The sequence below is a fragment of the Burkholderia seminalis genome, assembly GCF_001718535.1.
Lineage (GTDB): Bacteria > Pseudomonadota > Gammaproteobacteria > Burkholderiales > Burkholderiaceae > Burkholderia > Burkholderia seminalis.
This window is the reverse complement of the sequence record NZ_CP013399.1, coordinates 571,338-592,417: the sequence shown is the minus strand read 5'-3', so window position 1 is coordinate 592,417 and position 21,080 is coordinate 571,338. Positions and strand designations below refer to the sequence as shown.

Below are 21,080 nucleotides of genomic sequence, written 5' to 3'. Positions count from 1 at the left end.
GCGGCGCGCGTCAATGCGCGAACGGCCAGGGCGCGCTCGCGTCCCAGACGGGAATGCCCATGTATGCGTACCACGGTGCGATCACGCAGAGGCCGTAGACGATCGCGATGAGCACCGACACCGCGCCGACCTTCGCATAATCGGCCGTCGAGAACGCGCCGCTGCTGTACGCGATGACGCCGGCGGTGATCTGCGTCGGCAGCAGATAGGCGAAGCTGTCGGTATCGCTGACGAGCATCGTGAACGCGACCGGATGCAGCCCGAGGCGCGGTGCGAGCGCGAGCGCGATCGGCGCGATCATCGTGACGGCCGCGACGTTGGACAGCATGCCGATACGGATCACGTGCGTGCCGAGCATCACGATCGCGATGGCGAGCCACCAGCCGTGCCCGCGCGCGGCGACGTAGACGTGATCGGCGGCCCAGCTTGCGAGCCCCGACGCACTGATCGCCGACGACAGCGACAACGCACCGGCGAGCAGGAACAGCGTGCCCCAGATCGTGCGCTGTTCGACTTCGGCCCAGCCGAAGCGCAGCACGCCGGGCGCGAACAGCAGCGCCAGCGCGATCAGCGCGACGATTTCCGACGGCAGGTGATGCAGCGGCTCGGTCGCCCACAACACGGCGACGGCCGCGAACAGTGCAAGTACGGTCCAGTCGTTGCGCGCCGCGGGCGGTTGCGCCTCGCGCATCGCCGCGATCGCGCCGGACCCGCCCGGAATCGCGACGGCGCGCGAGCGGAAATGGAATTGCACCCAGGCTTGCGTGATCGCGAACATCCCGAGGTACGGCCACTGCAGCTTCAGCCACGTCAGGTACGAGATCCGGATGCCGAGCTGTTTCTCGAGCAAGCCGGTCACGACCATGTTCGGCAGATGAGCCGTCAGGATGCACATGCCGCTGATCATCGCGCCGTACACGAGCGTCTGGATCACGATCGCCTTGCGCGCGGCGCGTTCGCGCGGCGATTCGCCGAACAGCCGGACGATGCCGTTCGTGACCGGCAGCAGCGTCGCGGCACGTGCATTCGCGGCCGGCACGACGAGCGCCATCACGCAGTTCACCGCGAACATTGCCCAGATCACGCCGTTGGCCGTGCGGACCTTCAGCCGGTCGAGCAGCAGCAGCGCGACGCGGCGGTCGAGCCCGCTTGCCTGCATGATCGCGGAAAACAGGAACGCGGCGAGGCAGAGGAACACGACCGGCGCGGCGAAGCCGCTGGCCGCCTTCGGGAACGACGGGCTCGCGTGCGACAGCACGAGCAGCATCGGCAGCAGGATGCCGCTTACGCCGACGGGAATGGCTTCGGTGATCCATACGATCGCGACCCAGGCGACGACGGCAAGCGTCGCCTTCCCTTCGGCCGACAGATGCGCAGGCGCGGGCAGCCACCATGCGATCGCGAAGAACGCGAGCCACGCGGTGGTGAAGCCGATCGCCGCACGCCACCGTGCACCGCGCGACCGACCCGTCGCGTGCGGATCGATGCGCGGCGCAATGGCCGGTTCGGTTCGTGTCGGCCGGCTGGCCTGCGCGCCATCGAGCGGCGGCGTGCCGATTGCGTTTTCAGTCACTGGTATGCTCCCCGGGCGTCGGGACCGCGAAACGCGGCCCCCGAACGTCTGTCGAGATGTGATAATACGTATTAATACAAGTTGGGCGTTCCAATTGCTTTTCATATCGATATCGGGAGACGCGCATAGCGCGGACCCAGCACGACGAGGAAGGACCAGATGACGCTGGTGCGTGACGACACGACATCGCTTTACGAGCAGCTTGCGACGACACTGCGCGACGAGATCGAACGCGGTGTGTACGAGCCGAGCGGCAAGCTGCCTTCGGAGGCACAGTTGAGCGAGCGTTTTCAGGTCAGCCGCGTGACCGTCAGGCTCGCGCTCGATCGGCTGAGCGACGCGCGCATCGTCGAGCGCAAGCAGGGCAAAGGGACGTTCGCCGCGAAGCAGCGGCTGCGGCATCGGCTCGACGTGCTGCGCGGGCTCCACGATTCGATCGCCGATCAGGGCGCCCGCGCCCGGATGACGTTGCTGCGGTTCGAGGCATGCGACGTGCCGCCGGGCCTGCGCCACGTCTTTGCCGACGACGTCGCGCGTTGCGTCTATCTTGAACGCGTGCATTGGGTCGACGACGAGCCGATCGCGCTCGCGCAGACCTGCCTGCTGCCCGACGCCGCGACCGTCACCTTCGAGCAGGCCGAGCGGATGTCGACCTACGAGGTGCTGGAAAGCGTGCTTGGCTGGCGCATGACGGACGCCGACATGTCGGTCACGGCCGTGGGGGCGCCCGAAGACGTTGCGGAGCGCCTCCGGGTCGGCGCGCATTCGCCGCTACTCGTGCTGCGGCGCACGTCGCGCCTGGCGGACGGCCGTACCTGCGAATCGACGGTGTTCCACATTCGGCCGGAGCGTTTCGACCTCCTCGTGCACAGCGGGGTGGAGGCTAGATTCGTCGGCTGACGGGGTATGCGGCCGCCCGTTCACTGGCCGCGTTGCGCGACACGCACTAGATTCGTTATTTGCGCGCGGCAGCGAAGCATCACCGCAATCGGAATTTTGGGGGCGCTCGAGGTTGACTATGATCAAGCCGCTTGGGCGGATGCCGGTATCGTCAACCGTTCCTCTCGCGCCCGGACCATGGGCGACCGCACAGATTCCCCTCCGCTCATTGCGTTGCCGGAAAGCGAGCATCGCCCCCTTTCGGTGCGCGCGCGATCGCATCAATCTCGTCCGCGTGCGCCTGCCGCCGCTGCGCGAGTGGCCGCAGCCGATATCGTCCGAGGGCACGATCCATGCGCTGCAAGCGCACTCTTGGCCCGGTAATGTCCGCGAGCTGGAAAACGTCATGCACCTGGCGCCGCTCGTATCGAACGGCAACCGGATTCGCCCGGAGCACCTGAAGTTCCCGGAGGCGTTCGAGCATTGCCGGTTCAGCCAGGTGCGCACCGCCCCCGATCGGCCCCGTATGCGCGAGCAGCGATCTTTATCACCGCAGCAGATAAACGTATCCGAATCGCTTCGTTGACGCGTGCCGGCAAGGCCTCGTAGATTCGCGTTTTGACCGAATCAGAGGCCGTGCCGTGACGACTACCGCCATCCGCGATGCCGCAACGCTTTCCGCCGGGCATCCCGCCTTGCGGCCGGACGGCGCGGCGCAGCATTTCGACATCGTGCCGTTCGACGCGCCGCTCGGCGCCGAGGTCATCGGCCTCGACCTGTCGAAACCGCTCGACGCCGACGATTTCGCGCGCATCCATCGTGCGCATCTCGATCACCACGTGCTGGTGTTTCGCGATCAGCGCATCACGCCGGACGAGCACATCGCGTTCAGCCGCCGCTTCGGCCCGCTGCAGATTCACGTGCTCCATCAGTTCGCGCTGGCCGGCCACCCGGAAGTGCTGATCGTGTCGAACATCGTCGAGAACGGCAAACCGGTCGGGCTCGGCGACGCCGGCCATTTCTGGCATTCCGACCTGTCGTACAAGGAAAAACCGAGCCTCGGCTCGCTGCTGCACGCGCAGGAACTGCCGGCGGAAGGCGGCGACACGCTGTTCGCGAACATGCATCTCGCGTGGGACACGCTGCCGGCTCACTTGCGTCGCGCGGTCGAAGGGCGGCGCGCCGAGCATACGTATCTCGCGCGTTATGCGGAACTGCAGGCGCGCAGCCCGTGGCGGCCGAACCTGTCGCCCGAGCAGATCGCGCAGGTCGCGGCGGTCGTTCATCCGGTCGTGCGCACGCATCCGGAAACGGGCCGCAAGGCGCTGTTCGTCAGCGAGCATTTCACGACGTGCATCGTCGGGCTGCCCGACGACGAAAGCCGCGCGCTGCTCGACGAACTGTTCGCGCACAGCGTCCGCGCCGAGCACCTGTATCGGCACGCATGGCGCGACCACGATCTGGTGTTCTGGGACAACCGTTCGCTGATGCATCTTGCCGCCGGCACGCCCGACCACCTGCGCCGCAAGCTGTACCGCACGACGATCGAAGGCGACGCGCCTTTCTGAGCCGCGCGCCGCGTCATTCATTCCTGCCTCATCCCGACCGGAGTTCCGATGTCGTTTTCGTTCTTGCCGGCGCGTCGCGCGCTGGCGGCCATACTCACCGCCGCGCTCGCCTTCGCGGGCGCGGTGATCCCGCAAGCCGCGCAGGCGGAGGGGCGCATCCGCATCGCCGAGCAGTTCGGCGTCGTCTACCTGATGCTGAACGTCGCGCGCGACCAGCAACTGATCGAGAAGGAAGGGCGCAAGGCCGGTCTCGACATCAAGGTCGACTGGGTGCGGTTGTCGGGCGGCGCGGCCGTCAACGACGCGCTGCTGTCCGGCGCGGTGGACATCGCGGGCGCGGGCGTCGGCCCGCTCCTGACCGTGTGGGACCGCACGCGTGGCCGGCAGAACGTGAAGGGCGTCGCGTCGCTCGGCAATTTTCCGTACTACCTCGTGAGCAGCAACCCGAACGTGAAGACGATCGCCGACCTCAGCGCGAAGGACCGCATCGCGGTGCCGGCGGTCGGCGTGTCGGTGCAGTCGCGTGTGCTGCAGTACGCGGCCGCGAAGCAGTGGGGCGACAAGCAGTTCGACAAGCTCGACCCGCTCACGCAGGCGATTCCGCATCCCGACGCGACGGCCGCGATTCTCGCGAACAGCAACGTGATCACCGGCCACTTCGGCAATCCGCCGTTCCAGGAGCAGGAACTTGCCGGCAACCCGAACGCGCACATCGTGCTGAATTCGTACGACGTGCTCGGCGGCCCGAGTTCCGCGACGGTGCTGTACGCGACCGAGAAATTCCGCGACGACAACCCGAAGACCTATCGTGCGTTCGTCGCCGCGCTGGCCGACGCCGCACGGCAGATCGCGGCCGATCCGGAGCGCGCGGCCGACACCTATATTCGCGTGAACGGTTCGAAGATCGATCGCGCACTGCTGCTGAAGATCCTGCGCAATCCGCAGGTGCAGTTCAAGACCGCGCCGCAGAACACGCTGCCGCTCGCGCAGTTCATGCATCGCACCGGCGCGATCCGCAACGAGCCGAAGTCGTGGCGCGACTACTTCTTCGACGATCCCGCGACCGCCGGCGGTAGTTGAGCGGAGTCGACGCTGCGACGCCGCGATCGACGCTTATGCGTCGGCGCGGTTTCGATATGCGCAATCGATGGTTGGTCCGCGCGACGCCCGGCCGTATGTTGATGTTTTTCCCGCAAGAGATTCGATCGTGAACGCCACTTCTCCCCGAACCTGGTTGCCGCCGTATGCGGCACGCGGCGGCGCGTCGCCGGTCGCATCCGCCGCCCCCGATACAGGCGCCGCCGGGCAGCCGGCAGGGGATGCCGCGCAGGCCGGTGCGCACAGCGAACGCCTGCTGGCCATCGACCAGGTCAGCCTCGAATACCGCAGCGGCGCGCGGATCGTGCGCGCGACGCATCAGGTGAGCTTCGACGTGTACGGCAGCGACCGCTTCGTGCTGCTCGGCCCGTCGGGATGCGGGAAGTCGACGCTGCTGAAGGCAATCGCCGGCTTCATCGAGCCGGTCTCGGGTTCGATCGCGCTCGACGGCCGGCCCGTGCGCGGGCCGGGGCCCGACCGCGTCGTCGTGTTCCAGGAATTCGACCAGTTGCCGCCGTGGAAGACGGTCGTCGAGAACGTCGCGTTTCCGTTGCGTGTCGCCGCCAAGCTGTCGCGCGCCGAAGCACGCGAGCGCGCGCTGCACTATCTCGACAAGGTCGGCCTGGGCGCGTTTGCCGACGCCTATCCGCATACGTTATCGGGCGGCATGAAACAGCGCGTCGCGATCGCGCGGGCGCTGGCGATGCAGCCGCGCGTGCTGCTGATGGACGAACCGTTCGCCGCGCTCGATGCGCTCACGCGCCGCAAGATGCAGGAGGAACTGCTGCGGCTGTGGGACGAATTCCGCTTCACGCTGTTGTTCGTCACGCATTCGATCGAGGAGGCGCTCGTGGTCGGCAACCGGATTCTGCTGCTGTCGCCGCACCCGGGCCGCGTGCGCGCGGAACTCAACAGTCACGAGCATTCGCTCGACAACGTCGACACCGGCGACTTCCGCGACAACGTCGCACGGATCCATCGCCTGCTATTCGACACCGACGCCCCCCATGTACCGACGACGGAGGACGCCGCATCATGAGTACGATCGATCCGGTCCTGCCGCCGCTGCCGCCCGTGCGCGACGAATACACCCGCACGCTCGTCACGCCGCCCGAAGCCGAGCGCGCGGCGCCGGCACCGCTGCTGCGCCGCATCGCCGGGGCCGCGTGGTTTCGCCGCGGCGTCATCGCGCTCGTGCTGATCGCCGCATGGGAGATCGTCGCGCGCATCGTCGCGAACGATCTGCTCGTCCCGACCTTCGGTGCGACGCTGGCCGCATTCGTGCAAGGCATCGAGTCGGGCGAACTGCTGGTCAAGACCGGCATCTCGATGTCGGTGCTGCTGCGCGGCTATGCGCTGGGCGTGCTGCTGGCGTTCGCGCTGACGTCGCTTGCCGTGTCCACGCGCATCGGCCGCGATCTGCTGACGATGCTCACGTCGATGTTCAATCCGCTGCCGTCCATTGCGTTGTTGCCGATCGCGCTGCTGTGGTTCGGGCTCGGCACCGGCAGCCTGCTGTTCGTGCTCGTGCACGCGGTGCTGTGGCCGCTCGCGCTGAGCATGTATACCGGCTTCGCCGGCGTACCGGTCACGCTGAAAATGGCCGGGCGCAACTACGGGCTCACGGGCCTGCGCCAGATCGCGCTGATTCTCGTGCCTGCCGCGCTGCCGTCGATCCTGTCGGGGTTGCGCGTCGGCTGGGCATTCGCGTGGCGCACGCTGATCGCGGCCGAGCTCGTATTCGGCGCGAGCGCGGGCCAGGGCGGGCTCGGCTGGTACATCTTCCAGAACCGCAACGAGCTGTATACGGATCGCGTGTTCGCGGGCCTCGCGGCCGTCATCGTGATCGGGCTGCTGGTCGAGAACCTCGTGTTCGATACGCTCGAACGCGCGACCGTGCGGCGCTGGGGCATTCAGCACTGAGTATTGACGCGTCCGGACGCGATCAATCCCGGCGCATGCGGAACGTAAGCTGAAGTCGGCTTTTCGCGCGCGGCGGGTGGGTCCCTGTACTTGCGGACGGCGTGTCACGTACGCCGCATAACGGATGCCGCGTCGTGCGCTGCCGCGATGCTCTCCGATCTACGCGAACAAGGATCTGCCGAATGACTGCCCGTGATGCGCTCGATCCGCGCGACGCATGGCGCGACGCGCGCGGGTGCACTGCCCGATGCGGCGGCAAGCGGAGCGAGACGGGTCATAGCTTGCCCGGCCTGGGGTCGGGCACGAAGCCGTCGCGGTTCGGCATCTTCACGCGCGGCAGCGTGCGCGCGTCGAGCCGGGCGTCGCCGGGCACGATGCCGTTCAGGTGGAGGACGTACGCGGTGACCGCGTAGACGTCGTCCGCGCTCAGCGATTGCGGCGCGTTGTACGGCATTGCCCGGCGAATATAGTCGAACAGCGTCGTCGCGTAGGGCCAGTAGCTGCCGACCGTCTTTTTGGGCTTCGCGCTCGCGAGCGAGCCGATGCCGCCCACGAGCGGATCGCCGACACCGCCTTCGCCGCCGGCGCCGTGACACATCGCGCATTTGTCGGCGAACACGTGGCCGCCGCGTGCGACCGTGCCCGCGCCGGGTGGCAGGCCAGTGCCGTCCGGCGCGACGTCGATGTCCCACGCGGCGAGCGCCGCGCGATCGACCGGCTGTCCGAGGCCGAAGCCGGCGCCGAACGCGCCCGACGTCATCGCGCAGCTCGCCAGCAGGCAAATGAGCACCTTACGCATTGCGCACCTCGCCGTCCGTGCCCACGCGCCAATTCTGGATGCCGTTGTAGTGGTACTGCGAGTTCAGGCCGCGTGCGGCGACGAGCGCGTCGCGGGTCGGCTGCACGTAGCCGGTTTCGTCGGTTGCCCGGCTTTGCAGGTCGGCCGGCTCGCCGCGCCATACCCAGTCGGCCTCGAAGCGTGTCAACGCACGATCGCGTACGTCGCCGGCGAGCCGTGCGGGTTGCCACGTGCGACCGCCGTCGGTCGACACGTCGACGGCGCGAATCCGGCCGCGGCCCGACCACGCGTAGCCGCTGATCGGGTAATAGCCGTGCGCGGCGAGCCGATGGCCGGCCGACGGCCGCGTGATCACCGATTTCGCGTCCATCTCGAACACGAACTGGCGCGCGCAGCCGTCGGGCAGCAGATTCGTGTATTTCGACGTTTCCTCGCGCGTCATCTCGGGCGCACGCACCAGCTTCAGCCGTCGCAGCCACTTGATGTTCGTGTTGCCTTCGAAACCCGGCACGATCAGCCGCACCGGGTAGCCGTTCTCGGGGCGCAGCCGTTCGCCGTTCTGCGCATAGACGACCAGCGCGCGCTCGAGGATCCGGTCGAGCGGCAGGCTGCGCGTCATCGCCGCGCCGTCCGCGCCTTCGGCGAGCAGCCAGCGTGCGTCGGGATCGATGCCCGTCTCGTCGAGCAGCGTCGACAGCCGGACGCCGGTCCATTCGCAGCACGACAGCAAGCCGTGCGTGAACTGGACCGGCAGCCCGCTCGGGCCGTTCCATTCGCTGCCCGTGTTACCCGAGCATTCCAGGAAGTGGATCCGCGATTCGGACGGAAAACGCAGCAGGTCGTCGAGCGTGAAGACGCGCGGCTCGCGCACGAGGCCGTGCACGACGACCCGATGGCGTTGCGCATCGATGTCCGGCACGCCCGCGTGATGACGCTCGTAGACGAGCCCGTTCGGCGTGATGTCGCCGAACAGGTCGGCGAGCGGTGTCAGCGACGAGCCGGAACCGGGCAGCGCAGGCGTGCGGGCGCTGCGGCGAATCACGTCGTGCTCGTGCTGCCCCGGCACGCCGTAGGGTGGCGACAGCAGTGGTGCACCGGGCGCACGCGTCCATGGCGGCACCTCGAGCGGCTGGCTCGCGAGCGCGCTGCCGACAGGCAGCATCGCCGCCGCCCAGCCGCCGGCGAGCTGGCGCAGCGCGGCGCGCCGGCCGGGGCGCGAAGCGCGGGGAGGAAAGCGGGAATCGGTCATGGTCGGGCACGGGTTGCACGCGGGAGCCGCGCGCGGGGAAACGCACATTCTCGGCAACCGGGCGCGGCGCGGCAAACAACGATTCCCGCTTTGCTTATCGCGACTATTTCGCGGGCGGATAACGCGTGATCGCAGCGGCTGGACGCTGCAACACCATCGCAGGGAGTTGACACGGTTTTCGCGATGCCACGCACGATGACAACCTTATTTTTGTCTACGTCTACGAAGCGCCGAATTGCCGGCCAGCAGACGAGTATGTCGATCCGGGACCGGTTCGGCGGTCGCACATCATCGCCTTCGTGTGGGACGACCTGACGAGCCTCATATGTGACGACCATCGCGGGGGCTTTCACGTGGGGCGGCGTGCGTCAACCGCAAGCGCCGGATGCCCTGGCCGACCGCGGAGCGGGTGACGCCCATCCGGTCTGCCGCCGCGCGGAAATTCCGTTCTTTCGCGGCCGCAGGGAGCAGCGGCAGAAGATTCGGGTCCATATCATTGTCCAGTTACGCTGATCAACCTGTCACAGCAGGCACACGCGACGCAGCGCGACCGTCCTCAGATACAGCGATTTGCCGAGCCACGGCACGAACACATACTCGTCGTATGCGTCGCAGCCGATCAGGATCCAGTGCGACAGAACGTTGGACATGATGGTCTCCTCGAACCCGCTCGCCGCGAGGGGAAGCGGGGCGGGACGTCACGAGCGCGATCCGTCGTGCCCGCACACGGTATACCCTGCGCACACGGCGTCTATTCCCGCCGCCGCGCGAGGTGCTTCGCGCGCGGGATGTCGCACGTTGCCGGAATAAACCGGCCCGCGCCGCGGTATGCGGATCAAGTGCCGGACGCATCGACAGGGAGGAGCCATGAGCGACGGGGAGCAGCTACGCGGGGACGTTCCGGACCAGTCATCGTGCGATCGCGGTTCCGCCTCGACGACGAACGACGGGCCACGATCGCCGGCGTTCCGGGACCGCGTGCGCGGTGCCGCGCGAAGGCTGCAGCTCGGGTCCGGCATCATGTTGTGGATCTATATTTCCATTCACATGATCAATCACGCGCTCGGCATGTGGTCGATCGACGTCGCCGAGCGCGGCCTGCATCTGGCGATCGGCGTCTGGCAAAGCCTGCCCGGAACGATCCTGCTGTACGGCGCGGCCGGCCTGCATTTCGCGCTGGCGATCCGCACCATCTACGGCCGCCGGCACTGGGCGCTGCCGCCGGCCGAGTGGCTGCGTCTGTGGGCCGGACTCAGCCTGCCGCTGCTGTTGATCCGTCACGTCGTCGGCACGCGCGTCGCGACGTCGTTCTACGGCTTCGAACCGAACTATGCGCGGGTCGTCGTGGCGTTGCTGACGAGCGGCACGCAGGGCCTGCAGATCGCGCTGCTCGCGCCCGGGTGGGTGCACGGCAGCCTCGGGCTATGGTTTCATCTGCGCCGGCGCGCGTTTTTCCATCGCGCGCGGTTCGTGCTGCTGGGCATGCTCATTCTGCTGCCCGTGCTGTCGGCGGCCGGATTCGTGCAGATGACGCGCGCGGTCGTGCCGGGCAGTCTCGCCGCACCGGCCCCCGACGCCGCGCTGGTGGCCCATCGCGCCGCGCTCGACAGCTGGCGGCATCTGCTCGTCGCTGGTTATCTGTCGCTGATCGTCGTTGCGTTCGCCGGCGGGCAGTGGCGAAACCGGTTCGCCGGAGGCGTTTCGCGCGAGCAGCCGTGAACGGCGGCGCGCCCGTGGTGCCGTCGCCAAAGAGGCGATCCACGTGTGCCGGCCGCGTCCCGCGCAAGAGGGTTCCGGCCGTACCTAGTCTACTGACAGGAATTGACACGAGCTTCGGCGATACTGTGCGCTTTCGTATTCGTTGATTCGCGGCGCACATCGGCGCTCTTCCGTCATGACCACTACTCAGGCTTCCGCCCCGCTGAAAGATTCGTTGGGCGAGCAACAATTCCGAACACTGTCCGACCTGCTGCATGCGATCGAACCCGGTTTCGACCGGGCGGCATTTCTGACGACGGCGCTCGACGGCCTCGACGACCTGACGCTGATGGCGCGCGTCAGGCGCGCCAGCGTGGCGATCGATGCGGCAGCGCAAGCATTGCCCGGCGGCTACGACGCCGTGCTGGCGTTGCTGCAGGAGGCGGCGCCACGATTGGGCCGCGGATTCGTGTCGCTCATCGCACCCGATTACGTCGGGCAGTACGGTCGGCATGCGTTCGACCGTTCGATGGACGCGCTGAAAGGCTTCACGTCGTTCGGTACGTCGGAATTCGCGGTGCGCGAATTCCTGCGCATCGATACCGCGCGTGCGCTCGCCACCATGGAAGCCTGGTCGCACGACGCGGACGATGCCGTGCGACGGCTGGCCAGCGAGGGAAGCCGCCCGCGCCTGCCGTGGTCGTTCCGCCTGCGCGACATCGAGGCCGACCCGGCGCTCGCGGCGCCGATTCTCGACACGCTGCGCGCGGACCCGAGCGCCTACGTGCGCCGCTCGGTCGCGAATCACCTGAACGACGTGGCGAAGTCGCATCCGGCCTGGGTGCTCGACCGTGCGGAACGCTGGGGCGGTGACCATCCGCATACGCGCTGGATCGTCCGGCATGCGCTGCGCACGCTCGTGAAGCAGGGCGATGCGCGTGCACTCGCGATACTCGGTGCCGAACGCGCGCCGCGGCTTGCCGTCGGCCCGTTCGGCGTGACGCCCGCGCAGGTGGTGCTCGGCGAATCGATCACGCTCGACTGCGAGCTGCATTCCACGGCCGACACCGCGCAGCGGCTCGTCGTCGATTACCGGATCGCGTACGTGAAGCAAAATGGCGAGGCGTCGCCGAAGGTGTTCAAGCTGAAGGGGCTGACGCTCGAGCCCGGCGCGCGCGTCGCGCTGCGGCACAGCCGGGCGATCCGCGATTTCACGACGCGGCGGCACTATGCGGGCCGGCACGAGGTCGAGCTGATCGTCAACGGCCAGGTCGTCGCGCGGTCGTTCTTCGAGCTCGCGATGTGAGGATGGCCGTTCGACATCGCCGACCGGATCGTCGACAATCCTCCGCGTGTACCGCATCCGCGCTTGCCTGGCCGCCGAGAGAATCTCCCATGACCGGAATATCCATCAGGACTGCCCATATCGACGATGCGCAGGCGATCGCCGATTTTCACGTGAAGGTCTGGCGGCATACCTATCGGGACCTCGCGCCGGCGCAGGCCCATGCGATTCTCGACGAGCATTACCGCGGCAAGACATGGCGGGAAAAGCTGATGTCGAACGACGGCCGTCAACGGGTGCTCGTGGCACACGCCGGCGGCAGGATCGTCGGCATCGGGATGGCCGGCGCGCCGTCGGAGCCCGTATTCGGCGGCCGCGGCGAAATCAAGTTCCTGTACGTCGATCCCGAATTCAAGCGCCGCGGCATCGGCCGCCAGCTGCTCGCACGACTCGCGACGCATTTGAGCCGCTTGCATTATCCGGGCGCCGCGTTGAGCGTGGTCAAGGGCAACGATGCCGCGCTCGCCTTCTACGCGGCGCTGGATGGCCGGCTCGCGGGCGAGTACGTCGATGCGGGGCCGGTCTGGCGGTCGCACAACGTCGTCATCGTATGGGACGACCTGGCGCGCCTCGCGTCCTGATCGCACCACGGCCGCCGCGGTACCCGCCGGCGGCACGCGTCACACCAGACGGGCGCGCAGCCACGACGTGAACGCGGTCACGAGCGGCGCCTCGGTCAGCTCGTGACGCGTGACGAGATAGTACGCGTGGCGTGATGGCACGGTCTCGCTGAACGGCCGCACGAGCGTGCCGTCGATCAGGTCGTCGCGCACCGACAGGCTGTCGCCGAGCGCGACGCCTTGCCCGTGTGCCGCGGCTTCGACGCCGATGTGCGCGTTGCCGATCTCGAGGATGCGGATGCCCGGCAGCTTGTCGGCGTTCGCTGCGGCCAGCCAGCGCATCCACGAGCCCGCATGTTCGCAGAACAGCGTGCGCCCGGCGAGATCCTGCACCTTGCGGATCGCATCGCGCCCGTTCATCAGCGCGGGGCTCACGACCGGGAACAGCGCCGGATGCGCGAGCAGCTCGACATGCCGGTTGCGCCAGTTGCCCTCCCCGTAGCGGATGCAGACGTCGACGTCCGGCGAATGGATCTCGCGCTCGTCGTTCGACGGAATCACTTTCAGATGAATGCCCGGGTAGCGCTCGAGAAAATCGCCGATGTGCCGGGCGAGCCAGCGCGACGTCAGCGACAGCGGCGTCGATACGGCGAGATCGCCGACGGCGGCCGGCGATTCGAGCCTGACGGTGGCGTTCGCGATCATGTCGAACGCGGCGCTGACCGGTTTCAGCAGCCCCTCGCCTTCGGGCGTGAGCTTCACGCGCGCCTTCGATCGGACGAACAGCGCGATGCCGAGCGTGCTTTCGAGAATGCGGATCTGGTGGCTGACCGCGCTCGCGGTCACGTGCAGCTCGTCGGCGGCGGCCGCCACGCTGCCGCGCCGGGCAGCGGCCTCGAAGGCGCGAAGCGGATTCAGCGGGGGCAGGCGGTTGCGCATCGGGGGAGCGTCGGCGGCGACGATACTGAGAAAAATTTCATTTAAGCGGATTCAATTTCTCGCTACAACAAAAAAAATTGAATGCCTACAGTTGGGGGCATCCAACCGAGTCGAGGTCGACCGCAATGAGCCTTACCGAACCGATCGAACGCCTGTGGGGCGGCCGTTTCCAGTCCGAACCGTCCGACGCGTTGCAGAACCTGTCGCGTTCCGATCCGAGTTTCTTCCGCCTCGTGCCGTACGACCTGGCCGGCTCGCGCGCGCATGCGCGCGAGTTGAACCGCGCCGGCATCGTGAACGACGACGAACTCGCGCAACTGCTGGCCGCGCTGGACGGCATCGCACGCGATTACGCCGCGGGCGCGATCGCGCCGTCGCTCGCCGACGAGGATATCCATACGTTTCTCGAACGGGTGCTCACGCAGCGGCTGCCGGCGCTCGGCGGCAAGCTGCGCGCCGGGCGTTCGCGCAACGACCAGGCGGCGAACGACCTGCGCCTGTATCTGCGCGACCACGCACGCCGGCTCGTGCGCGGCGTGCTCGACCTGCAGGATGCGCTGGTCGGCCAGGCGAGCCGGCACGTCGACACGGTGACCGCCGGCTTCACCCATCTGCAGCCCGCGCAGCCGATCGTGTTCGGGCATCAGTTGCTCGCGCATGCGCAGGCGCTGTATCGCGATGCCGACCGCCTGGTCGACTGGGACCGTCGCACTGCGCGTTCGCCGCTCGGCGCCGCTGCGCTCGCCGGCTCGGCGATCTGCGTGCGGCCCGAGCTGTCGGCGCGGGAGCTCGGTTACGACGCACCCTGCGAGAACTCGATCGACGCGGTGGCCGCGCGCGATCACGTCGCCGAATTCGTGTTCGTCACGAGCATGCTGGCCGTGAACCTGTCCCGCCTGTCGGAAGAAGTGATCCTGTGGACGTCGCGGCAATTCCGCTGGGTGGAACTCGACGACGGCTACGCGACCGGCAGCTCGATCATGCCGCAGAAGAAGAACCCCGACATCGCGGAGCTGACGCGCGGCAAGGCGGGGCGCCTGATCGGCAACCTGTCCGGCCTGCTCGCGACGCTGAAATCGCTGCCGCTCGCGTACAACCGCGATCTCGCGGAAGACAAGATCGCCGCGTTCGATTCGATCGATACGCTCGGACTCGTGCTGCCCGCGATGGCGGGGATGATTCGCACGATGCGCGTGAACGTCGACGAGATGCGCCGTCAGGCGCCGCTCGGCTTCACGCTCGCCACCGAGGTCGCGGACTGGCTCGCGCTGACGGGCGTGCCGTTCAGCGAGGCACACGAGATCACCGGCGCGCTCGTGCGCGTGTGCGAGCACGACGGCATCGAACTGGCCGACGCGAGCGCGGAGCAGCTGCAGGCCGTGGATCCGCGCCTCGCGCCGGCGGTGCGCGCGCATCTGACGCTCGACGCGGCCGTGGCGGCGCGCGGCGGCGCGGGCGGCACGTCGCCCGCACGCGTGCGCGAACAGATCGGCCGCCTGAGCGGCGCGATCGAACGCCAGGCCGCGTGGGCGGCCGACTACCGGGGGCCGTCATGCTGAGTGCATCCGATTCGCGGCGCCTCGATGGCGCATCGCCGGTGCCGGCCGGCGCCGCGGCAGACGAGACCGCCGGCCTCGTGCGCGTGCGCCGGCGCTACTGGGGCCGTTATGCCGCCTCGATCGCGATCATCGTCGCGCTCGCCTACGTGGCCGTCGCGTTCGCGCGCGGGCAGATCGAGTGGCGCGTCGTCGGCCAGTTCCTGACCGCGCGCTCGATCCTGACCGGGCTCGGCAACACGATCGTGATGACCGTCCTCGCGATGACGCTCGGCATCGTGCTCGGCGTCGTCACCGCGGTGATGCGGCTGTCGTCGAACCCGGTGCTCGGCGCGATCGCGCAGGGTTACATCTGGCTGTTTCGCGGCACGCCGATCATCCTGCAGCTGCTGCTGTGGTTCAACCTCGCGCTGGTGTTTCCGACCCTCGGCATCCCGGGCATCGCCGAATTCCGGACCGTCGACGTGATGACGCCGTTCCTTGCCGCGCTGCTCGGGCTCGGCATCAACCAGGGCGCGTATACGTCGGAAGTCGTGCGCGCGGGGCTGCTGTCGGTCGATACCGGCCAGTACGAGGCCGCGAAATCTATCGGCATGCCGCACCTGCAGGCGCTGCGCCGCATCATCCTGCCGCAGGCGATGCGCGTGATCGTGCCGCCGATCGGCAACGAGCTGATCGGCATGGTCAAGCTGACCTCGCTCGCGAGCGTCGTCCAGTACGCGGAGATGCTGCACAACGCGCAGAACATCTACTACGCGAACGCCCGCGTGATCGAGCTGCTGATCGTCGCGGGCATCTGGTATCTCGCGGTCGTCACCGTGCTGTCGCTCGCGCAGGCCCGCGTCGAACGGCGCTTCGCGCGCGGCGCGGGCCGTGCGGCAGGCCGCGCATGAGCGACGCGACCGTCAACCATCGGGAGAACGTCATGACGAACGCAGTCGTTCGCGCCGTGGACGTACGCAAGGCGTACGGCGATTTCCAGGCGCTGCACGGTATCACGCTGGACGTCGCGCAGGGCGAAGTGCTGTGCATCATCGGGCCGTCGGGCTCGGGCAAGAGCACGTTCCTGCGCTGCATCAACCAGCTCGAGACGATCAGCGCGGGCGCGCTGTGGGTCAACGGCGAACTGGCCGGCTACCGGCGCACCGGCAACCGGCTCCACGCGCTGACGGAGCGTCAGGTCGCACGCCAGCGGCTGGCGACGAGCATGGTGTTCCAGCGCTTCAACCTGTTCCCGCACAAGACCGCGCTCGAGAACGTGATCGAGGGCCCCGTGCAGGTGCTCAAGCGCCGCCGCGCGCAAGCCGAGGAGGAGGCGCGCGCGCTGCTGGCGCGTGTCGGGCTCGCGCACAAATGCGACGCGTTTCCGGTCGAGCTGTCGGGCGGCCAGCAGCAACGCGTCGCGATCGCGCGGGCGCTGGCGATGCATCCGCAACTGATCCTGTTCGACGAGCCGACGTCGGCGCTCGATCCCGAACTCGTCGGCGAAGTGCTCGCCGTGATGCGCGATCTCGCGAAGAGCGGCATGACGATGATCGTCGTCACGCACGAGCTCGGCTTCGCGCGCGAGGTGGCCGATCGCGTCGTGTTCATGGACGGCGGCCGGATCGTCGAGAGCGGGCCGCCGGAACAGGTGCTGTCCGCGCCGTCGCATGCGCGCACGCGCGACTTCATCTCGGCCGTGATCGCATGAGCGGGCCGGGCCGCCCGGCCCGCCGCACCCGAGCGAGCCGGCACGCAGACCGGCGCAGCACTTCACTACTCACCATGACAAGGCGACATCCCATGAAAGCATCCGTCCTGACCCGCATGCTGGCCGCTGTCGCGTTCGGCGCACTCGCGCTGCATGCGTCCCACGCAACCGCGCAGGCCGCCGGCGCGAAGCGCACGCTGAACGTCGCGATCGTGCCGAACTATCCGCCGTTCGAATACAAGGATCCGGCCACCGACAAGCTGGCGGGCTTCGACGTCGATCTCGGCGAAGCGCTCGCCGCGAAGATGGGCGCGAAGCTGAACTGGGTCGAGACGAGCTTCGACCAGATGATGAGCGCGGTCGCGACACAACGCGTCGACATGATCCTCTCCGGCATGACCGACCTGCCGACGCGCCGCGACGCGGTGACGTTCGTCGACTACATCGAGACGGGGCCGCAGTTCTACACGCTGAAGACACGCGCCGGCGAGTTCGCGCAGATGAGCGCGCTGTGCGGCAAACGCGTGGGGTCGAGCCGGCGCACGTCGTTCCCGGACAACACGACCGCATGGAGCGCGGAGAACTGCGTGAAGGCCGGCAAGCCGGCGATCGTCGTGGTCGGCACCGACGGCTCGTCGGACGCACGCATGCAGCTGCGCCAGAACCGTATCGACGCGGCCGTGCAGGGCGGCGAGACGCTGCCGTACCAGAACAGCCTCGAGCAGAACGCGTACGCGCCGGTCGGCAAGCCGTTCCTGTCGCAGTACACGGGCATTGGCGTCGCGAAGGGCAATACCGCGCTGAGCGGCGCGCTGAGCACGGCGCTCAACCAGATGATCGCGGACGGGTCGTACCACAAGCTGCTCGCGAAGTGGGGGCTGCAGGAACACGCGGTGGCGAAGGCGATGATCAACGGCACGCACTGAGCGCGCGATGACGGATCTGGCTCCCCGCTGGCCGGACGCGAAGCGTGCATGCGTCGCGCTCGCGTTCGATCTCGACGGTCCGACCGGCGACGCGATGCTCAACGGGTCGATCTGGCGCAACCCCGCGTATTTCACGCTCGGCAGTTACGGGCCGTGGCGCGCGCTCGGCCGGCTGCTCGACGTGCTGGCGTCGTTCGAGGTGCCCGCAACCTTCTTCGTGCCCGCCTGGGTCGCGCGGACGTGGCCGGATCGATGCGCGGCGATCGTCGAGCGCGGCCACGAGATCGGTTATCACGGCTACCGGCACGAAGCCTTCTGGACACTCGAACCGGATCGGCAGCGCGAGATCATGGCGCAGTCGGCCGAGATCCTCGTTCGGATGCTCGGCGTGCGGCCGGTCGGATTCCGCACGCCGTCCGGCGACTGGAGCGCGGCGACGGTGGACGTGCTGCGCGAGGCCGGTGTGCGCTATTCCAGCTCGATGCGCGGCGACGACCGGCCGTATCTTCTGCACGGCGCGGACGGCGAGCCGCCGCTCGTCGAGATACCGGGGCGCTGGGAAACCGACGACTACGCGTCGCTCGCGTACCACCGCAACCCCGACTATCCGGCCGGGCTCGATCGGATCGCCGGCTACGAGGCGACGCTCGACAACTGGATGCGCGAGTTCGACGGCGTCTACCGGGAAGGGCTGTGCCTGACGACGCTGCTGCACCCGAAAGTGTGCGGCAAGCCAGGGCGCATCGCGCTGCTCGAGGCGTGGCTCGGCCATATGCGCGCGCGCGACGGCGTATGGTTCGCGCGTTGTCGCGAAGTGGCCGATTGGTGGCTCGCGCAGCATGCGCGAGAGGCGCAAACGCAACGGAGCGGCCGATGACGACCCTTCCTGCGTGGCCGGGCGGCGCGCGCTGCGCGGTCGCGATCACGGTCGATTTCAACGACATTCACGGTATCCAGGCACGCGAGCCGCGTATCGCCGGTCGCGAGAAATCGCTGTCGGTGTGGCGTTACGGCGCGACGCGCGGCGTCGAGCGGTTGCTCGACACCTTCGATGCGTTCGGCGTACCCGCGAGCTGGTTCGTCCCGGGCATCGTCGCCGAGACCCACGCGGCAGCGGTGCGCGAGATCGGCGCGGCGGGCCACGAACTCGGCGTGAGCGGGTATCGCTGCGAAGACTTCGATGCGCTGCCGCTCGCCGCGCAGATCGATGCCTGCCGTGCCGGGCGCGCGGCGCTCGCGGATGCGACCGGCCGCGACGCGGAAGGGTTTCGCTCGTTCACCGGCAACTGGGCCGGCGGCTTCGCGGACTGGCTCGTGGCGGAAGGCTTCACGTGGTCGTCGTCATGGCGCGGCGACGATCTGCCGTACGTGCATCCGCGCGGCGACGGCGGCGCACACGGCGCGCGGCTCGTCGAGCTGCCGCTGCACTACGAGCTTGAAGACGAGCCGTACTTCGAGTTCAACCTGTCGCCGCCGGTGCCGGCCGGCCAGCCGCGCATCGCGGCGTATCGCGATGTGCTCGACAACTGGCGGCGCGATGTCGACGGGTTTCGGCGGTTCGGGCTGTGCTGCGTGGTGCGTCTGCATCCGGAGATCATCGGCACGGCGGGGCGTATCGACCTGCTGCGCGCATTGCTCGCGCACCTGCGCGATGCGGGCGACGCGTGGTTCGCGACCGGGCGCGACATCGCACGCTGGTGGCGTGCGCAGGCGCCCGTCAATCCGCCGGGCCATCCGGTCGACGTATTCGCGCACTGCGCGGCAGACGCGTCCGCGCGATGACGGCGGCGCCGGAAACGCGCGCTACCCGGCTGGCGGCATTCGTCGCGCAAACGGCCGCCGATGCATTGCCGGATGACGTCGTCGCGAAGGCACGGCGTCATGTGCTCGACACGTTCGGCGCGGCGCTGGCAGGCACGTATGCCGCCGAGACGCGCAGCGCCCGCGCGCTGACGGGCACGGTCGCGCAGGGCGGCGCGACGCTGTGGGGCACGCGGCACGCCGCGGGCGCGCGCGATGCGGCGTTCGTGAACGGCATTGCCGCGCACGCGCTCGAACTCGACGATTCCGGCGGCTGCGATCATTCGGGCGCGGTGGTGTTGCCGGCCGTGCTGGCCGCGCTGTCGTGCGCGGGCCGCCCGGTGACGGGGCGCGAATGCGTGATGGCGATCGTGCTCGGCTACGACGTCGGCCGGCGCGTGCTCGAAGCGGCGGGCGGCTACGCGGCGCACAACGGGGCGGGCTGGCACTCGACGCTCAGTTGCGGCGTGTTCGGCGCCGCGGCCGCGAGCGCGCGCGTGCTCGGGCTCGACGCCGCGCGCACGCGCGACGCGCTCGGCCATGCGGCGAGTTTCGCGGGCGGCCTGTGGGGTTTCATCCACGACGGTTCGCAGACGAAGCGGCTGCACGCCGGGCGGGCGGCGGAGGGCGGCGTGCTCGCGGCGCTGCTTGCGCGCGAAGGCGTGAGCGGCCCCGCGCGGGTGTTCGACGACGTATGGGGCGGTTTCTTCAGCACGTTCGCCGCGCAGTCGCATGCGCCCGATGCACTGACCGACGGCCTCGGCACTCACTGGAAGCTGATGCGCTGTTCGATCAAGCCGCACGCATCGTGCCGCAGCGCGCATGCGGCCGTCGACGCGGCGCTGCAGCTCGCGAACGGCCGCAGGTTCGATGCGGGCGACATCGAGCGGGTGGTCGTGCGCGCGAGTGCGTTCGTCGTGCGCATGTGCGGCGGTTGCGATCTGACGACGCTGTCGTCCGCGCAGATGAGCCTGCCGTATGCGGTGGCGGCGGCGCTTGCATTCGGGGACACGGGAATCGGCGTGTATCGCGCGGCGCAGCGCAGCGATCCGCGCGTGACCGCGCTGCTGGCGCGCATCGCGCTCGAGGTCGACCCGGCGCTCGGCGATCTCGACGAGCCGACGGTGATCCTGCATGGCACGGACGGGCGGCAGGTATCGTGCCATGTGCCGATCGCGCTCGGCGATCCGCGCAATCCGCTGCCGGACGCGGCCTTGCTCGCGAAATATCGCACGCTGGCGGGCATGGCGTTCGACCGGCCGCAGGTCGATGCGCTGGGCGACGCCTGCCTGGCGCTGGATCGGCTGGAGGACGCGCGCGTGATGAACGAATGGCTGGCTGTGAAGCTTCGATAGGTTGGTTCGATGGTTCGTCCGGACGGGGTCCGGGCGACTGGAGGTCGCCAAACCCCCGATCTTCCAGGAACCCGGCCGGATGAACATCCACAAGAATGTCCGACGCGCTTTCGCGCGTC

The 21,080-nt window shown here is 68.6% G+C and carries 22 protein-coding genes; 16 read left to right on the top strand and 6 right to left on the bottom strand.

Annotated features, from left to right (window positions below; all coding sequences use genetic code 11):
* Window positions 1–10: 10 nt before the first annotated feature.
* On the bottom strand, window positions 11–1,573 hold the full coding sequence (locus tag WJ12_RS18485) for an SLC13 family permease (protein ID WP_226104032.1): 1,563 nt from the start codon (window positions 1,571–1,573) through the stop codon (window positions 11–13).
* Window positions 1,574–1,732: 159 nt separating this feature from the next.
* Here WJ12_RS18485 and WJ12_RS18480 point away from each other — a divergent pair, with 159 nt between their 5' ends.
* The 6 genes from WJ12_RS18480 to WJ12_RS18455 all read left to right on the top strand — a co-directional run bounded on the left by WJ12_RS18480 (window position 1,733) and on the right by WJ12_RS18455 (window position 7,041).
* Window positions 1,733–2,473: a GntR family transcriptional regulator gene (locus WJ12_RS18480; protein WP_034190923.1), complete on the top strand. Its 741-nt coding sequence runs from the start codon at window positions 1,733–1,735 to the stop codon at window positions 2,471–2,473.
* A gap of 118 nt (window positions 2,474–2,591) precedes the next feature.
* The gene (locus WJ12_RS37070) at window positions 2,592–3,038 is read left to right on the top strand and encodes an AAA-type ATPase lid domain-containing protein (protein ID WP_269435162.1); all 447 of its coding nucleotides are present in this window, start codon (window positions 2,592–2,594) and stop codon (window positions 3,036–3,038) included.
* Window positions 3,039–3,093: 55 nt separating this feature from the next.
* Entirely contained in the window at window positions 3,094–4,020 is a 927-nt protein-coding gene (locus WJ12_RS18470) for a TauD/TfdA dioxygenase family protein (RefSeq protein WP_059557942.1), read from the top strand.
* 48 nt (window positions 4,021–4,068) lie between these two features.
* Window positions 4,069–5,100: an ABC transporter substrate-binding protein gene (locus WJ12_RS18465; RefSeq protein ID WP_059557940.1), complete on the top strand. Its 1,032-nt coding sequence runs from the start codon at window positions 4,069–4,071 to the stop codon at window positions 5,098–5,100.
* A gap of 67 nt (window positions 5,101–5,167) precedes the next feature.
* Window positions 5,168–6,157, top strand: a complete 990-nt coding sequence (locus WJ12_RS18460) for an ABC transporter ATP-binding protein (RefSeq protein WP_059557938.1) — start codon at window positions 5,168–5,170, stop codon at window positions 6,155–6,157.
* Entirely contained in the window at window positions 6,154–7,041 is an 888-nt protein-coding gene (locus WJ12_RS18455; RefSeq protein WP_049036684.1) for an ABC transporter permease, read from the top strand. Before WJ12_RS18460 ends, WJ12_RS18455 begins: the two co-directional genes overlap by 4 nt.
* A gap of 274 nt (window positions 7,042–7,315) precedes the next feature.
* Here WJ12_RS18455 and WJ12_RS18450 read toward each other — a convergent pair whose 3' ends face one another.
* The 4 genes from WJ12_RS18450 to WJ12_RS37045 form a co-directional block, all read right to left on the bottom strand.
* Entirely contained in the window at window positions 7,316–7,840 is a 525-nt protein-coding gene (locus WJ12_RS18450) for a c-type cytochrome (protein ID WP_059557936.1), read from the bottom strand.
* The gene (gene soxC / locus WJ12_RS18445) at window positions 7,833–9,089 is read right to left on the bottom strand and encodes a sulfite dehydrogenase (RefSeq protein ID WP_059557934.1); all 1,257 of its coding nucleotides are present in this window, start codon (window positions 9,087–9,089) and stop codon (window positions 7,833–7,835) included. Before soxC ends, WJ12_RS18450 begins: the two co-directional genes overlap by 8 nt.
* A 321-nt stretch (window positions 9,090–9,410) precedes the next feature.
* The gene (locus tag WJ12_RS34960; RefSeq protein WP_080287969.1) at window positions 9,411–9,581 is read right to left on the bottom strand and encodes a helix-turn-helix domain-containing protein; all 171 of its coding nucleotides are present in this window, start codon (window positions 9,579–9,581) and stop codon (window positions 9,411–9,413) included.
* A 29-nt stretch (window positions 9,582–9,610) separates the two neighbouring features.
* A complete protein-coding gene (locus WJ12_RS37045) occupies window positions 9,611–9,739 on the bottom strand; it encodes a hypothetical protein (RefSeq protein WP_257786220.1) in 129 nt (42 codons plus the stop codon).
* Between the two features lie 370 nt (window positions 9,740–10,109).
* Between WJ12_RS37045 and WJ12_RS18440 the strand changes: the two genes are divergently transcribed.
* From WJ12_RS18440 to WJ12_RS18430, 3 genes are all read left to right on the top strand, one after another.
* Window positions 10,110–10,808, top strand: coding sequence for a hypothetical protein (locus WJ12_RS18440; protein ID WP_059558012.1), 699 nt, complete (start codon window positions 10,110–10,112; stop codon window positions 10,806–10,808).
* Between the two features lie 175 nt (window positions 10,809–10,983).
* Entirely contained in the window at window positions 10,984–12,093 is a 1,110-nt protein-coding gene (locus WJ12_RS18435; RefSeq protein WP_034190947.1) for a DNA alkylation repair protein, read from the top strand.
* An 89-nt stretch (window positions 12,094–12,182) separates the two neighbouring features.
* Window positions 12,183–12,713 carry a GNAT family N-acetyltransferase gene (locus tag WJ12_RS18430; protein WP_059557932.1) on the top strand — a complete coding sequence of 177 codons (531 nt, stop codon included), beginning with the start codon at window positions 12,183–12,185 and terminating at the stop codon, window positions 12,711–12,713.
* A 39-nt stretch (window positions 12,714–12,752) separates the two neighbouring features.
* Here the strand turns inward: WJ12_RS18430 and WJ12_RS18425 are convergent, their stop codons facing one another.
* The gene (locus WJ12_RS18425; protein WP_059557930.1) at window positions 12,753–13,631 is read right to left on the bottom strand and encodes a LysR substrate-binding domain-containing protein; all 879 of its coding nucleotides are present in this window, start codon (window positions 13,629–13,631) and stop codon (window positions 12,753–12,755) included.
* Between the two features lie 125 nt (window positions 13,632–13,756).
* Here WJ12_RS18425 and argH point away from each other — a divergent pair, with 125 nt between their 5' ends.
* The 7 genes from argH to WJ12_RS18390 all read left to right on the top strand — a co-directional run bounded on the left by argH (window position 13,757) and on the right by WJ12_RS18390 (window position 20,961).
* Window positions 13,757–15,190, top strand: coding sequence for an argininosuccinate lyase (gene argH, locus WJ12_RS18420; RefSeq protein WP_059557928.1), 1,434 nt, complete (start codon window positions 13,757–13,759; stop codon window positions 15,188–15,190).
* A complete protein-coding gene (locus WJ12_RS18415) occupies window positions 15,184–16,080 on the top strand; it encodes an amino acid ABC transporter permease (protein ID WP_082744696.1) in 897 nt (298 codons plus the stop codon). The genes argH and WJ12_RS18415 overlap by 7 nt, the downstream gene beginning before the upstream one ends.
* Window positions 16,077–16,880: an amino acid ABC transporter ATP-binding protein gene (locus WJ12_RS18410; RefSeq protein WP_082744695.1), complete on the top strand. Its 804-nt coding sequence runs from the start codon at window positions 16,077–16,079 to the stop codon at window positions 16,878–16,880. Before WJ12_RS18415 ends, WJ12_RS18410 begins: the two co-directional genes overlap by 4 nt.
* 92 nt (window positions 16,881–16,972) lie before the next feature.
* A complete protein-coding gene (locus WJ12_RS18405; protein ID WP_059557926.1) occupies window positions 16,973–17,806 on the top strand; it encodes an ABC transporter substrate-binding protein in 834 nt (277 codons plus the stop codon).
* 7 nt (window positions 17,807–17,813) lie between these two features.
* The gene (locus tag WJ12_RS18400) at window positions 17,814–18,683 is read left to right on the top strand and encodes a polysaccharide deacetylase family protein (RefSeq protein WP_034190952.1); all 870 of its coding nucleotides are present in this window, start codon (window positions 17,814–17,816) and stop codon (window positions 18,681–18,683) included.
* On the top strand, window positions 18,680–19,588 hold the full coding sequence (locus tag WJ12_RS18395) for a polysaccharide deacetylase family protein (RefSeq protein WP_059557924.1): 909 nt from the start codon (window positions 18,680–18,682) through the stop codon (window positions 19,586–19,588). Before WJ12_RS18400 ends, WJ12_RS18395 begins: the two co-directional genes overlap by 4 nt.
* The gene (locus WJ12_RS18390; RefSeq protein WP_059557922.1) at window positions 19,585–20,961 is read left to right on the top strand and encodes an MmgE/PrpD family protein; all 1,377 of its coding nucleotides are present in this window, start codon (window positions 19,585–19,587) and stop codon (window positions 20,959–20,961) included. The genes WJ12_RS18395 and WJ12_RS18390 overlap by 4 nt, the downstream gene beginning before the upstream one ends.
* The last annotated feature ends 119 nt before the right edge of the window (window positions 20,962–21,080 follow it).

Bases quoted from the DNA above. Each gene is read 5' to 3' on its own strand.
- WJ12_RS18425 (WP_059557930.1), bottom strand. From the start codon at position 13,631: ATGCGCAACCGCCTGCCCCCGCTGAATCCGCTTCGCGCCTTCGAGGCC.
- WJ12_RS18400 (WP_034190952.1), top strand. From the start codon at position 17,814: ATGACGGATCTGGCTCCCCGCTGGCCGGACGCGAAGCGTGCATGCGTC.
- WJ12_RS18390 (WP_059557922.1), top strand. From the start codon at position 19,585: ATGACGGCGGCGCCGGAAACGCGCGCTACCCGGCTGGCGGCATTCGTC.
- WJ12_RS18430 (WP_059557932.1), top strand. From the start codon at position 12,183: ATGACCGGAATATCCATCAGGACTGCCCATATCGACGATGCGCAGGCG.
- soxC (WP_059557934.1), bottom strand. From the start codon at position 9,089: ATGACCGATTCCCGCTTTCCTCCCCGCGCTTCGCGCCCCGGCCGGCGC.
- WJ12_RS18480 (WP_034190923.1), top strand. From the start codon at position 1,733: ATGACGCTGGTGCGTGACGACACGACATCGCTTTACGAGCAGCTTGCG.
- WJ12_RS18455 (WP_049036684.1), top strand. From the start codon at position 6,154: ATGAGTACGATCGATCCGGTCCTGCCGCCGCTGCCGCCCGTGCGCGAC.
- WJ12_RS18410 (WP_082744695.1), top strand. From the start codon at position 16,077: ATGAGCGACGCGACCGTCAACCATCGGGAGAACGTCATGACGAACGCA.
- WJ12_RS37045 (WP_257786220.1), bottom strand. From the start codon at position 9,739: ATGTCCAACGTTCTGTCGCACTGGATCCTGATCGGCTGCGACGCATAC.
- argH (WP_059557928.1), top strand. From the start codon at position 13,757: ATGAGCCTTACCGAACCGATCGAACGCCTGTGGGGCGGCCGTTTCCAG.
- WJ12_RS18450 (WP_059557936.1), bottom strand. From the start codon at position 7,840: ATGCGTAAGGTGCTCATTTGCCTGCTGGCGAGCTGCGCGATGACGTCG.
- WJ12_RS37070 (WP_269435162.1), top strand. From the start codon at position 2,592: ATGATCAAGCCGCTTGGGCGGATGCCGGTATCGTCAACCGTTCCTCTC.
- WJ12_RS18415 (WP_082744696.1), top strand. From the start codon at position 15,184: ATGCTGAGTGCATCCGATTCGCGGCGCCTCGATGGCGCATCGCCGGTG.
- WJ12_RS18435 (WP_034190947.1), top strand. From the start codon at position 10,984: ATGACCACTACTCAGGCTTCCGCCCCGCTGAAAGATTCGTTGGGCGAG.
- WJ12_RS34960 (WP_080287969.1), bottom strand. From the start codon at position 9,581: ATGGACCCGAATCTTCTGCCGCTGCTCCCTGCGGCCGCGAAAGAACGG.
- WJ12_RS18440 (WP_059558012.1), top strand. From the start codon at position 10,110: ATGTTGTGGATCTATATTTCCATTCACATGATCAATCACGCGCTCGGC.
- WJ12_RS18405 (WP_059557926.1), top strand. From the start codon at position 16,973: ATGAAAGCATCCGTCCTGACCCGCATGCTGGCCGCTGTCGCGTTCGGC.
- WJ12_RS18460 (WP_059557938.1), top strand. From the start codon at position 5,168: ATGGTTGGTCCGCGCGACGCCCGGCCGTATGTTGATGTTTTTCCCGCA.
- WJ12_RS18465 (WP_059557940.1), top strand. From the start codon at position 4,069: ATGTCGTTTTCGTTCTTGCCGGCGCGTCGCGCGCTGGCGGCCATACTC.
- WJ12_RS18395 (WP_059557924.1), top strand. From the start codon at position 18,680: ATGACGACCCTTCCTGCGTGGCCGGGCGGCGCGCGCTGCGCGGTCGCG.